General features: G+C 62.8%; 14 protein-coding genes and 1 riboswitch. Of the genes, 11 read left to right on the top strand and 3 right to left on the bottom strand.

All coding sequences use genetic code 11. From position 1 onward, the window contains the following. Positions 1-147: 147 nt before the first annotated feature. Together N5C91_RS17355 and N5C91_RS17350 are read left to right on the top strand one after the other, a co-directional pair. Positions 148-627 (top strand): YajQ family cyclic di-GMP-binding protein, encoded by a 480-nt coding sequence (locus N5C91_RS17355; RefSeq protein ID WP_037016362.1) that lies wholly within the window; start codon positions 148-150, stop codon positions 625-627. Positions 628-769: 142 nt separating this feature from the next. Continuing rightward, entirely contained in the window at positions 770-1,615 is an 846-nt protein-coding gene (locus tag N5C91_RS17350) for a mechanosensitive ion channel family protein (RefSeq protein ID WP_236200796.1), read from the top strand. A gap of 71 nt (positions 1,616-1,686) precedes the next feature. Here N5C91_RS17350 and N5C91_RS17345 read toward each other — a convergent pair whose 3' ends face one another. Both N5C91_RS17345 and N5C91_RS17340 read right to left on the bottom strand, forming a co-directional pair. Next, a complete protein-coding gene (locus N5C91_RS17345; RefSeq protein ID WP_279830832.1) occupies positions 1,687-3,495 on the bottom strand; it encodes an AmpG family muropeptide MFS transporter in 1,809 nt (602 codons plus the stop codon). A 42-nt stretch (positions 3,496-3,537) separates the two neighbouring features. Next, entirely contained in the window at positions 3,538-3,912 is a 375-nt protein-coding gene (locus N5C91_RS17340) for an MGMT family protein (RefSeq protein WP_236174458.1), read from the bottom strand. Between the two features lie 193 nt (positions 3,913-4,105). Here N5C91_RS17340 and N5C91_RS17335 point away from each other — a divergent pair, with 193 nt between their 5' ends. Next, positions 4,106-5,107: a DUF481 domain-containing protein gene (locus N5C91_RS17335; RefSeq protein WP_236174459.1), complete on the top strand. Its 1,002-nt coding sequence runs from the start codon at positions 4,106-4,108 to the stop codon at positions 5,105-5,107. Positions 5,108-5,241: 134 nt separating this feature from the next. Here the strand turns inward: N5C91_RS17335 and N5C91_RS17330 are convergent, their stop codons facing one another. Next, positions 5,242-6,000, bottom strand: coding sequence for an SDR family oxidoreductase (locus N5C91_RS17330; RefSeq protein WP_236174460.1), 759 nt, complete (start codon positions 5,998-6,000; stop codon positions 5,242-5,244). 107 nt (positions 6,001-6,107) lie between these two features. Between N5C91_RS17330 and N5C91_RS17325 the strand changes: the two genes are divergently transcribed. From N5C91_RS17325 to N5C91_RS17290, 8 genes are all read left to right on the top strand, one after another. Next, positions 6,108-6,845, top strand: a complete 738-nt coding sequence (locus tag N5C91_RS17325) for a HugZ family protein (protein WP_279830829.1) — start codon at positions 6,108-6,110, stop codon at positions 6,843-6,845. 87 nt (positions 6,846-6,932) lie between these two features. Further along, positions 6,933-7,400, top strand: a complete 468-nt coding sequence (locus N5C91_RS17320) for an FxsA family protein (protein WP_236174462.1) — start codon at positions 6,933-6,935, stop codon at positions 7,398-7,400. A 237-nt stretch (positions 7,401-7,637) separates the two neighbouring features. Continuing rightward, a complete protein-coding gene (locus N5C91_RS17315) occupies positions 7,638-7,931 on the top strand; it encodes a co-chaperone GroES (RefSeq protein ID WP_009617968.1) in 294 nt (97 codons plus the stop codon). 48 nt (positions 7,932-7,979) lie between these two features. Continuing rightward, positions 7,980-9,620, top strand: coding sequence for a chaperonin GroEL (groL, locus tag N5C91_RS17310; protein WP_184589138.1), 1,641 nt, complete (start codon positions 7,980-7,982; stop codon positions 9,618-9,620). A gap of 73 nt (positions 9,621-9,693) precedes the next feature. Continuing rightward, positions 9,694-9,756, top strand: a riboswitch (Fluoride riboswitch). Between the two features lie 64 nt (positions 9,757-9,820). Beyond that, complete coding sequence (gene crcB, locus N5C91_RS17305; protein WP_236174463.1) at positions 9,821-10,204, top strand: fluoride efflux transporter CrcB; 384 nt, start codon at positions 9,821-9,823, stop codon at positions 10,202-10,204. Positions 10,205-10,220: 16 nt separating this feature from the next. Further along, complete coding sequence (locus N5C91_RS17300; RefSeq protein WP_279830823.1) at positions 10,221-10,541, top strand: DUF190 domain-containing protein; 321 nt, start codon at positions 10,221-10,223, stop codon at positions 10,539-10,541. A gap of 130 nt (positions 10,542-10,671) precedes the next feature. Then, entirely contained in the window at positions 10,672-11,355 is a 684-nt protein-coding gene (locus N5C91_RS17295; RefSeq protein WP_024764087.1) for a response regulator transcription factor, read from the top strand. Continuing rightward, positions 11,345-12,619 (top strand): HAMP domain-containing sensor histidine kinase, encoded by a 1,275-nt coding sequence (locus N5C91_RS17290; RefSeq protein ID WP_236174465.1) that lies wholly within the window; start codon positions 11,345-11,347, stop codon positions 12,617-12,619. Before N5C91_RS17295 ends, N5C91_RS17290 begins: the two co-directional genes overlap by 11 nt. Positions 12,620-12,673 lie beyond the last annotated feature (54 nt).

Below are 12,673 nucleotides of genomic sequence, written 5' to 3'. Positions count from 1 at the left end.
TCGCAAACAGGTGGGAAATGCCGAGTCTCGACGTCAGAGGCCGGGCGCGGTCTTGTCTGTCAGTTATAATGACCGCGCATTTTTATCGTCAAGCCAGGCTCGATGCTGACTGTGAACCGTATCGCGCCGTCCATCTGGAGAGATGTCATGCCTTCGTTCGACGTGGTGTCCGAACTGGACAAACACGAACTGACCAACGCCCTGGATAATGCTGCCAAGGAACTGGACCGCCGTTTCGACCTGAAGGGCAAGTGCAGCTTTGAAACCAAGGACAAGTCCGTCACCTTGACCGCCGAGGCGGATTTCATGCTCGAGCAGATGCTCGATATTCTTCGCTCCAGCCTGGTCAAGCGCAAGATCGATGTGCAGTGCATCGAGACCAAGGACCCCTTCCCGTCGGGCAAGGTGGTCAAGCAGGAAGTGACCTTCCGCGAGGGCATCGACAAGGACCTGGCGAAGAAGATCGTTGCCCTGATCAAGGACAAGAAGCTCAAGGTGCAGGCCGCCATCCAGGGTGAGCAGGTACGTGTCACCGGCAAGAAGCGCGACGACCTGCAGGAAGCCATCGCGCTGCTGCGCGGGGAGTCCCTGGGCATGCCGCTGCAGTTCAACAACTTCCGCGACTGAGGCACGCTGCTTTGTAAGAGCTGCGGAACCTCAGCGCCCGAGCGACGTCGCAGTAATAGAGTCGCTCGGCGAACTCCCGACCGCCATGGCTTGCCATGGCGGTTTTGTTTTTGGAATGGCAATAGACAAGGGGCCTGCATCCATGGATATGAATTACGAGCAGATCATGAACGGCGCGGAGGCGTGGACTCCGATAGCCCTGACCTACCTGGGCAATGCCGTGCTGGCATTGCTGACCCTGCTGGTCGGTTGGTGGGTGATCAACCTGTTTACCCGGCGCGTGGGCGGGTTGTTGTCCACGAAACATGTGGACAAAACGCTGCAGGGCTTCATCGGCAGCATGGTGAACATCATCCTGAAGATCCTGCTGATGGTCAGCGTGGCGTCGATGATCGGCATCCAGACCACCAGCTTCGTCGCCGCCATCGGTGCCGCCGGCCTGGCCATCGGCCTGGCGCTGCAGGGCAGCCTGTCGAACTTCGCCGGCGGCGTGCTGATCCTGCTGTTCCGCCCGTTCAAGATCGGTGACTGGATCGAAGCCCAGGGCGTTTCCGGCACCGTGGACAACATCATGATCTTCCACACCGTGCTGCGTACCGGTGACAACCGCACCGTCATCGTGCCCAACGGCGCGCTGTCCAATGGCATCATCACCAACACCTCGACCCAGACCACCCGCCAGGTAACCTTCGACGTGAAGCTGGCCTTCGACGCCGACCTGGAAGGCGCCCGCGCCATTCTCAAGGAACTGGCCGAGGATTCGCGCGTGCTCAAGTCGCCGGCGCCGGTGGTGGTGGTCGCGGGCCTGGGCGAGAACTCGGTGACCCTCTCGCTGCGCCTGTGGACTGCCAATTCCGACTACTGGGCCGTCACCTTCATGCTCAACGAACAGGTGCGCCAGCGCCTGCGCGACGACGGCATCGACCTGGCGCCGAACAAGGTGGTGCGGGTGGTCAAGGGTGAAGAGGACGCCGTCCTGGCGGACTGATCCCGCCCGCAGGAATGAAAAAGGCCGGCATTTGCCGGCCTTTTTCATGGGCGTTGTCGCATGAGCCAGGATCAGTGCCGTTCGGCGCTGGGTTGTTGCGCTGGCGCTTCTGCGGCGGCCTCGGCGGCGCCGTTGGTCAAGTCGTTGTTGCGGCGCAGCCACAGCCAGCCGATCAGCAGCAGCGTCGGCACGCCGAGCAGGGCGGTGAAGAAGAAGAACCGCTCGTAACCCATGCCCTCGACCATGGTGCCGGAATAGCCGCCGATGAAGCGCGGCAACAGCAGCATGGTGGAGCTGAGCATGGCGTACTGGGTCGCCGAGAACTTCAGGTTGGTCAGGCTCGACAGGTAGGCGACGAAGGCCGAGGTCGCCAGGCCGCCGCTGAAGTTGTCGAGCATGATGGTCACCACCAGCATGGTGACGTGGGGCTCCAGCACCTTGAGCAGGGCAAAGACGTTCTGTCCCATCAGGTGCGGATCGTCGATCGCGCCCATCTGCGCCAGGAAGGCGAACAACAGGTTGGTTGCCGCCGAGGCTGCGCCGCCGATGAAGAGGATCGGCAGGATGCTGAAGCGGGCAATCAGCACGCCGCCGGCCGCAGCGCCCACCAGGGTCATCACCACGCCGAACAGCTTGCTGACGGTGGCGATCGTGTCCTTGGAGAAGCCCATGTCGATGTAGAACACGCTGGCCATGGTGCCCATGACGGTGTCGGACATGCGATAGGTGGAGATCAGCCCGAGCAGCAGCAGGGCCTGCCAGCGGTAGCGGCGGACGAACTCGGTAATGGGCGTCAGCACCGGCGCCATCAGCAGGCGGCCGGGCGCGGAGATGCAGCTCAGGGCGATCAGCAGGTAAAGGATGGCGAGCCACCATTTGCCGGCTTCGGTCATGTTGATGAAGGCGGTGCCGGTGACCAGCAGGATGATCAGCACGATCACCGAGACAGCCTGGTGGACGAAGTCGAATTGCGGCAGGCCGCGTCCGTGCACGGCCAGCAGCAGCGGGCGGCGCACTTTCGACAGCAGTTCGCGAACCGGGCGGATCTGCCGGCGGCCATGGGGTGTCATGCAGATGCCGATGAAAATCGCGTACAGCGCCGCACGCGGCCAGGCCTGGGCGGTCAGGGCGGTGAGCATGGCCGGCACCGAGATCAGCAGCACCAGCAGGGTCAGCACCGAGAGCAACTGGTGGTTGAAGGCAAAGGCCGAGCTGCCCGCCTGCGGTTGCACGTTCACTGGCGGCTCTTTCATCAGCAGCGTGGTAAGCAGGCCGGGCAGGATCGCCAGCGAGCACACGGCGTAGGTCAGCGCCCAGGCCGACTGGCTGTAGTGCAGGGCACTGGAGCCGGCCCATTCGGCGAGGAACAGCACGCCGGCGGTGGCGAACAGTACCGCGACCCGGTAGCCGGTCATGTAGCACGCGGCCAATGCGGCCTGACGGGTGTTTTCGGCGATTTCCAGGCGATAGGCGTCGATGGCGATGTCCTGGGTGGCCGAGGCGAATGCCACCACCATCGCCAGGGCAATCAGCCAGTTCAGGTGCGACTGCGGGTTGCACAGGGTCATGCCGAGCAGGCCGATGGCGATCAGTCCCTGGGAGAACAGCAGCCAGGAGCGGCGGCGACCCAGGCGCCCGATGAAGGGCAGGCGCCACTGGTCGAGCATCGGCGACCAGACCCATTTGAACGCGTAGACCAGCCCGATCCAGCTGGCGAATCCGATGGTTTCCCGACCGACACCCGCTTCACGCAACCACACCGAGAGGGTGGAGAGCACCAGCATGTACGGCAGGCCGGCGGCGAATCCCAGCAGCAAAAGCGCGAGGCTGGCGGGAGACTTGTAGGCAATCCATGCCTCGCGCCAGGAGTGCTCTTTCATGGGGGGTGTTTTCCAGCAGGACGAAAAATTACGCGAACTCTACTAGGACTGCTCACCGCTAGGCCAGCCGTGCCGACGTATGTCCACCCGATCGTTATGGATTCTGACACCCTCCGCACGCAATCGTGCGCGCTGCTCGTTACCCGAAACGCTGCCCAGCGGCAGGCTGATGCGTCCACCCGCAGCGATCACCCGGTGCCAGGGCAGGCGCGTGTCTTCCGGCAACTGGCTGAGGATGCGTCCTACCAGTCGTGCGCCACGGCCCAGCCCGGCCAGCCTGGCGACGTCGCCATAGGTGATGACGTGCCCCTCCGGCACCTGGGCAATCACCAGGAAAATCGCCTCGCGACGCACCTGCAGGCTCTCCAGTCCGAGGTCGGCAACCGGTGCACTGGGGGGGAGCTTGGGCTTGGGCATCGAAAGCACCATGGCAGAGGGGCTGAGCGTCAGGATATAGCTTGGTGCGAGGCTGACAAGCCAGCTCATTCGCCTGCCCCATCTGTCAGCCATGGTGAACTCCCTGCAACTGGGCCTGTCAGTCGTTGCTCTGGTGTCGGGTATCTGGATAATGCCCGGCTTTTTGCCCATTCAATCCAGTTGAATTCGACTCATGTTCCCCAGAACCCTGCTTTCCATTGCGCTTGCGTCCTGCTCCCTGTCCGCCCTTGCCGATACCGTCTGGTTGAAGAATGGTGACCGTCTCTCCGGCACCATCAAACTGTATGACGGCGGCAAGCTGCTGCTGGCGACCGATTACGGCGGGGAAATCACCCTCAAGTCGGACGCGATCAAGACCCTGGAGACCGACCAGAACCTTCTGGTGAAGTACGACGAGGAAACCGGCGAGCACTCCAAGGGCCTGAAAGCGTCCGACCAGGGCATGGTCACGCTGGTCAATGGCGAGGCGCGCACGGTGGAGCTGGCGAAGATCGAACAGATGATGCCGCCCAAGCCGATCCTCGAAGACTGGGTGTGGACCGGCAACGTCGACTTCTCCCTGGACCACAAGCAGGCCGAGAACGATGTCGAGGATTACGATGTCGACTTCAAGACCAACGCCCGCCATGGCCGTTGGCGCCACAACCTGCAGGGTGAGTACAACCGCGAGAAGAAGGACGACCAGGTCAGCACCAACAATTATTCGGCGCAGTACGCGCTGGACCGCTTCCTCGACGAGCACTGGTTCTGGCAGGGCCAGGCGCAGTACAAGCGCGACTGGATCGAGGACCTGCAGAAAAAGCGCACCGTCGGTACCGGCCCGGGCTACCAGTTCTGGGATAACGAACTGGGCGCGTTCTCCCTGGCCACGCTGGTCAACCGCAACGATTACGAATTCGTCGACGACGAGAAGTCGCACTTCTACAGCACCAGCGTGAAGTGGGACTACAACCGCTACCTGCTGGCCAAGCAGTTCGAGCTGTTCACCAACGGCGAGGTCAGCAAACCGCTGGAATCCAACGTCGAGTATGAGCTGGAGAGCGAGGCGGGCATCCGCTACAAGCTCACCTCCTGGGCATCGCTGAGCCTGAAGGCCGAGTGGGACAAGCTCAGCGGCAACGATGGCGACGTCAACGAGCGTCGCTATACCCTGGGCCTGGGCGTGGGCTGGTAACGGCGATTCATGTGGGAGCGAGCTTGCTCGCGAACAACCCCAACGATGGCGGGAAACGTTCGCGAGCAAGCTCGCTCCTACAAGAAGCACAAAAAAGCCCCGCACATGGCGGGGCTTTTTCATGGGCGGGCGAATTACAGGCGCAGGCCGCCGTCCAGCTCCAGCACACGGCCGGTGTAGTAATCGTTTTCGAGGATGTAGGCCACCGAGTGGGCGATCTCCAGCGGCTTGCCCAGGCGCTTGAGCGGAATGCCGGCGGTCATCTTCTCCAGGGCCTCGGGCTTCATGCTGGCGACCATGTCGGTCTCGATGAAGCCGGGCGCCACACCCGCCACGCGGATGCCATAGCGTGCCAGCTCCTTCGCCCACACCACGGTGTCGGCGGCAACGCCGGCCTTGGCCGCGGAGTAGTTGGCCTGACCCATGTTGCCGGCACGGGAAATCGAGGAAATGTTGACGATCGCACCTTCGTTCTTCAGCTCGATCATCTTCGCCGCTACTTCGCGGGTGCAGAGGAACACACCGGTCAGGTTGACGTCGATCACCGCCTGCCACTGGGCCAGGCTCATCTTGCTCAGTTCGCCGTCCTTGACCTTGATGGTCAGGCCGTCGCGCAGGATGCCGGCGTTGTTGACCAGGCCGTTGATGGCGCCGAAGTCGCTGGCGACCTGGGCCACCATGTGGGTAACCTGTTCTTCATTGGCGACGTTGCACAGATAGGCGCGGGCGTCACCGCCAGCGGCCTTGCAGGCAGTCACGGCTTCGTCCAGCTTTTCGGCATTGAGGTCGACCAGGGCGACGCGCGCGCCCTTGCCGGAGAGGTATTCGCCCATGGCACGGCCCAGGCCCTGGCAGCCACCGGTGATGATGATGACCTTGTCTTTCAATTGCATCGGAACAACCCCACGAACAGTTTCTGGTGAAAGGCCCCGCCGGCAGCTGTGCACAGAGTCAGTCCTGCCCGTCCGTTTGCGACGGATTCTTTGCGAGGAGTCATAAGTTGAGCGTGAAAGCTGCCAAGCATGCCCGAGAACTGCTGCTCAAGGAATACCGCGGCGTCCTCTCCACCCACTCGAAGAAGTGGAGCGGATTCCCCTTCGGCTCCGTAGTGCCGTACTGCCTGGACGAGGCGGGCCGGCCGCTGATCCTGATCAGCCGCATCGCCCAGCACACCCACAACCTGCAGATGGACGGCAAGTGCTCGCTGCTGGTCGGCGAGCGCGGCGTCGACGACATCCAGGCCGCCGGCCGCCTGACCCTGCTGGCCGAGGCGCTGCTGATCGAGGATGTCGACGCCATCGCCGGTGCCGCCGAGCGCTACTACCGTTATTTCCCCGGTTCGCAGGATTACCACATCGTCCACGACTTCGATTTCTGGGTGCTGGAGCCGGTGCAATGGCGCTTCATCGGCGGATTCGGTGACATCCACTGGCTGGGTGCCGACAGCGTGCCGCTGGCCAATCCCTTCGTTGGCGAGGCGGAAAAGAGCATGGTCGAGCACATGAACAGCGACCACGCCAACGCCATCGAACACTACGTCGAGCTGGCCGGGTTGCCCGCCGGCAAGGACCCGCAGCTGGCGGGAATTGATACCGAAGGTTTCCACCTGCGTATCGGCCAGGGCCTGCACTGGCTGCCGTTCCCCGCGCCCTGCGGCAACTCCGGCGCGGTGCGCCAGGCGCTGGTGCAGTTGGCCAGGGCGGACGTCTGGCCGGGTAATGAAGTGATCCAGGCCTGAGCAATCCCTTGTCATTCCCTTGAAATCGGCGCGAGGCGTCGCCACCTTGCCTGTTATCTGGGTGAACGTCCCGCCAAGGAAACATCGATGCGAGTTCCTCTTTTCCTGATTCTTCTGTTCCCGCTGATCGAGCTGGCCGTGATGATCAAGGTCGGCAGCGTGATCGGCGTGGGCTGGACCCTGCTGCTGATCATCGCCGGCGCCTTCATCGGTGCCGCAGTGCTGCGTGTGGCCGGGGTTGCCACCGCGCTGCGCGCCCGTGAGCGCCTGAACCGAGGTGAGCTGCCCGAGCAGGAAATGCTCGAAGGTCTGGTCATCGCCCTCGGCGGTGGCCTGCTGATGTTGCCGGGCTTCATCAGCGACGTCGTCGGTCTGTTCTGCCTGATTCCCTTCACTCGCCGCCTGATGCTGGGCCGCGTGCGCCAGCGCATGCAGGAACAGGCCGAGCGCCGCCGGGCCTTCGCCGACGATCCGGCCGCCCAGCAGCGCGGCGGCCCCAGCGTGATCGAAGGCGAGTACCAGCGCCGCGAGGAAGATCGCGATCGCCTGCGTTGAGCGTCGGGCGGCCAAGCCCGCCCGAAGCACCCTCCGTTAGCAAAATTTTTTTGGTCACACCCTTGAAATGCCTTGTAGCGACCTTATGTACCGGTCACCGCAAGGTCCCTGTCACTTGGACAGGCTGCTCTTTACGCGTCTCGCCAGCCGGGACGCAAACCGGCTCCGCCGGATTCAATAAAACCCGCCGGGCATCGATCTGGCCGTTGGAAATCACAGTTTGGGAGAGTTACGACTATGAAGCTTCGTCCTCTGCATGACCGCGTCGTCATCCGTCGCAGCGAGGAAGAGACCAAAACCGCAGGCGGCATCGTGCTGCCGGGTTCCGCCGCCGAGAAACCGAACCGCGGTGAAGTGGTCGCTGTTGGTGCCGGCCGCGTCCTGGACAACGGCGAAGTTCGCGCGCTGGCCGTCAAGGTCGGTGACAAGGTGGTGTTCGGTCCTTACTCCGGCAGCAACGCCATCAAGGTCGATGGCGAAGAACTGCTGGTGATGGGCGAGTCCGAGATCCTCGCCGTCCTGGAAGACTGATTTCAGTCCGTCCACTCCCCACCGAATTCGATTTAGAGGAAACAGAACATGGCTGCCAAAGAAGTTAAGTTCGGCGATTCCGCTCGCAAGAAAATGCTGGTCGGCGTAAACGTCCTGGCCGACGCGGTTAAAGCGACCCTCGGCCCGAAAGGCCGTAACGTCATCCTGGACAAGAGCTTCGGTGCTCCGACCATCACCAAGGACGGCGTTTCCGTCGCCAAGGAAATCGAACTCAAAGACAAGTTCGAGAACATGGGCGCCCAGCTGGTGAAAGACGTTGCCTCCAAGGCCAACGACGCTGCCGGTGACGGCACCACCACCGCTACCGTTCTGGCCCAGGCCATCGTCAACGAAGGCCTGAAAGCCGTCGCTGCCGGCATGAACCCGATGGACCTGAAGCGCGGCATCGACAAGGCCACCGTGGCCATCGTTGCCCAGCTGAAAGAGCAGGCCAAGCCCTGCGCCGACACCAAGGCCATTGCCCAGGTCGGCACCATCTCCGCCAACTCCGACGACTCCATCGGCAACATCATTGCCGAAGCCATGGACAAGGTCGGTAAAGAAGGCGTGATCACCGTTGAAGAAGGCTCGGGCCTGGAAAACGAACTGTCCGTCGTAGAAGGCATGCAGTTCGACCGCGGCTACCTGTCCCCCTACTTCATCAACAAGCCGGACACCATGGTGGCCGAGCTCGATGGCCCGCTGCTGCTGCTGGTCGACAAGAAGATCTCCAACATCCGCGAAATGCTGCCGGTCCTGGAAGCCGTTGCCAAAGCCGGCCGTCCGCTGCTGATCGTGGCTGAAGACGTCGAAGGCGAAGCCCTGGCTACCCTGGTCGTCAACAACATGCGTGGCATCGTCAAGGTCGCAGCCGTCAAGGCTCCGGGCTTCGGCGACCGCCGCAAGGCCATGCTGCAGGATATCGCCATCCTGACCGGCGGCACCGTCATCTCCGAAGAAGTCGGTCTGAGCCTGGAAGGCGCCACCCTGGAGCACCTGGGTAACGCCAAGCGCGTCGTACTGAGCAAAGAAAACACCACCATCATCGATGGCGCTGGCGCTCAGGCCGACATCGAAGCCCGCGTCCTGCAGATCCGCAAGCAGGTCGAAGAGACTTCCTCCGACTACGACCGTGAGAAGCTGCAAGAGCGTCTGGCTAAGCTGGCCGGCGGTGTTGCCGTGATCAAGGTTGGCGCTGCCACCGAAGTCGAGATGAAAGAGAAGAAAGCCCGCGTTGAAGACGCCCTGCACGCTACCCGTGCTGCGGTCGAAGAAGGCGTGGTTCCTGGCGGCGGCGTCGCTCTGGTGCGTGCTCTGCAGGCCATCGAAGGCCTGAAGGGCGACAACGAAGACCAGAACGTCGGTATCGCCCTGCTGCGTCGCGCTGTCGAAGCTCCGCTGCGCCAGATCGTTGCCAACTCCGGTGACGAGCCGAGCGTCGTGGTCGACAAGGTCAAGCAAGGTTCGGGCAACTACGGCTACAACGCTGCTACCGGCGTGTACGGCGACATGATCGAGATGGGTATCCTCGATCCGGCCAAAGTCACCCGTTCGGCGCTGCAAGCTGCTGCTTCCATCGGCGGCCTGATGGTCACCACCGAGGCCATGGTTGCCGAAGTGGCTGACGACAAGGCTGCTCCGGCCATGCCGGACATGGGCGGCATGGGTGGCATGGGCGGCATGATGTAAGCCACCCGGCACCTGCTGTAAGAAGAAGCCCCGCCTAGGCGGGGCTTTTTCATGGGCGTCGGATATGCCAGTATTCACCGCAGGAGATGGCATTCCTCCTTCAACCGCCCTTGTGGCTGATGATGCCTACGCATAGACCTGGAAAGGCGCGTAGGCGCTCGCCTGCAGCCTGTCCAAAAACTCCCTTCCAGGACAGGACCATGTGGAAATCCATTCTCGCCGTATCCCTCGGAGCCGCCCTCGGAGCCTTGCTGCGCTGGGTGCTCGGGCTCAAGCTCAATACTCTGCTGCCCTCCATGCCGCCGGGCACGGTGGTCGCCAACCTGGTGGGCGGCTACATCATCGGCGCGGCCATCGCTTTCTTCGCCAATTCCCCTGGCGTAGCACCCGAGTGGCGCTTGCTGATCATTACCGGGTTCTGTGGTGGCCTCACCACCTTCTCCACCTTTTCGGCTGAAGTCGTCGTGCTGCTGCAGCAGGGGCGACTGGCCTGGGCAATGGGCACCGTTGCCACGCACCTCGCCGGCTCGTTGCTGATGACCCTGGCCGGACTCTGGTCAGTGCACGCGTTGATGGGCCGTTAGGCCCCGGGAGGAAAACATGAACGGCTATCAGTTGAAGTTCTTCACCCAACAGGACCGCAAGCATGCCGGCTTGCCGCTGGCCCAATGGCTGCTGGAGGAGGCTCGCCGCCAGGGCGTGCGCGGCGCCACCCTGATGACGGCGAGCGAGGGCTTCGGCAAAACCGGGCGTATTCACTACGCGCACTTCTTCGAACTGGCCGACCAACCCCAGGAAGTCACCATGGCGGTCAGCGAAGAGGATTGCGAACGCATCTTCGCGGTGATCCGTCAGGCAGGGGTGAAGTTGTTCTACGTGAAGACACCGATCGAGTTCGGCGTCACCGGTGAGGACGACTGAGGCGGCATCTGACGCGGCCTTTCGCCTGTTGCTCGGGAAATCGGCAGGTTAAGTGTGAAAATTCCGTAAAAGGTCTTTAAGTTCCATTTAAGCTGGTTAGGCTAGAGTGCACTGCGTTCGAGGAGAGCATATGCGCATTCTGTTGGTTGAAGACAATCGGGACATTCTGGCCAATATGGCTGACTACCTGGGCCTGAAAGGCTACACGGTGGATTGTGCCCAGGACGGCCTGTCCGGATTGCACTTGGCGGCGACGTCCCATTACGACCTGATCGTACTCGACGTCATGCTGCCGGGGCTGGATGGTTTCACCCTGTGCCGCCGCCTGCGCGAAGATGCCCGCCGCGACACTCCGGTGATCATGCTCACCGCCCGCGACCAACTGGATGACCGCCTGCAAGGCTTCCGCTCCGGTGCCGACGACTACCTGCTCAAGCCCTTCGCGCTCTCCGAGCTGGCCGCGCGCATCGAAGCGGTCCTGCGCCGCAGCCAGGGTGGTGGCCGTCGCGAATTGCAGGTCGCCGACCTCAGCTACAACCTCGACACCCTCGAAGTGAATCGCGCCGGCAAGCCGCTGAAGCTCAACCCCATTGGCCTCAAGCTGCTGGCGGTACTGATGCAGAAGAGCCCGCACGTGGTGCGCCGCGATGTCCTTGAGGAAGCCGTCTGGGGCGACGACTGTCCGGATAGCGACAGCCTGCGCAGCCACGTTCACCAGCTGCGCCAGGTGATCGACAAGCCCTTCGCTTCCTCCCTGCTGCACACGGTGCACGGCGTCGGCTACAAGCTGGCAGAGGAAACGCATGGAGTATAAGCAGAGCCTTTCCCGACGGATTGTCTTTGCCTTTGTACTCATGACCGCCGCCGTTGGCGGCCTGTTCTCGGTAGGAATTGTCGGCGTCGTCCACATCGTCGAGGAGCGCCTGATCTCCCGCGACCTGGGCGGCGAACTGGACCGCATCCTCAATGAGGACCTGGGCAACGGCCAGGCACCCAAGCTCGATCCGGGCATGCGCTTCTTCATCAGCGATGGTGTCGGCGTTTACGCCATGCCGCCGGCGCTGCGCCGCCTGGATGCGGGATTCCACGAAGTGTTCGATGGCGAACTGTCGTTCCATGCGCTGGCGCGTGATATCGACGGCCGGCGTTTCGTCCTGCTGCAGGACCAGAGTGATTTCGAGGCGCGCGAGCAGATCCTGTATGCCGCCGTCGTCACCGGTTATGTGCTCAGCCTGACGCTTTCCGGGCTGCTCGGCTGGCTGTTGTCGCGCAAGGTCATGGAGCCGGTATCGCGCCTGGCGCGCCAGGTTCGCCACCGCGACCAGTTACTGGAGCTGGCGCCGCCGATGTCGCCCGACTACGCCAACGATGAGGTCGGTGAGCTGGCGGCAGCCTTCGATTACGCCATGGGCCGGCTGCACGATGTGCTGACCCGGGAGAAGCTCTTCACCAGCGACGTCAGCCACGAACTGCGCACGCCGCTGATGGTGATCGCCACCAGCTGCGAACTGCTGGCGGAAGAGCCGGGGCTCAGCCCGCGCGCACGCGCGCAGTTGGCACGCATGAACAGTGCCTGCGAAGAGATGCGCGACCTGGTGCAGACCTTCCTGATGCTGGCCCGCGCGCAGCGCAAGGACATGGCGATCGTGTCCCAGGCTGGGTTGCGGCAGATTGCCGACGAGCTGGTTGCGCAGTGGCGGGGGCCCATCGAGGCGAAAGGGCTGACGCTGGAATACGAAGCCGGCCAGGAGATGCTCGGACAATTCAACGCGCCTTTCCTGCGTTCGGTGATGAGCAATTTATTGCGCAATGCCATGCATTACACCGAAAGCGGCAGCATCCGCTTACAACTTGGGCCGAACGGATTCTGGGTCGAAGACACCGGCGCCGGCATCCCGGAAGAGCAGCGCGAGCGCGTCTTCCAGCCGTTCGTTCGCGGCCAGAACCCGCGTGGCGAGGGGCTTGGGCTGGGGTTGTCGCTGGTCAAGCGGATTTGCGCCTCCGAAGGCTGGGACGTCACGCTGCGTCCGGCCGAGCCTCATGGCTGCCGCTTCGAAGTTCGCCTAGCCGTCGTTTGACAAAATCTTCACAAGTGCATGACCCGGCTGTGACAGGCTGATTTGTATCGTTTG

This window comes from Pseudomonas sp. GD03903 (assembly GCF_029840045.1).
GTDB classification, from domain to species: Bacteria; Pseudomonadota; Gammaproteobacteria; order Pseudomonadales; family Pseudomonadaceae; genus Pseudomonas; species Pseudomonas pseudonitroreducens.
Note: the sequence above shows the minus strand (reverse complement) of the source record. Positions and strands in the feature narration are given on the sequence as shown.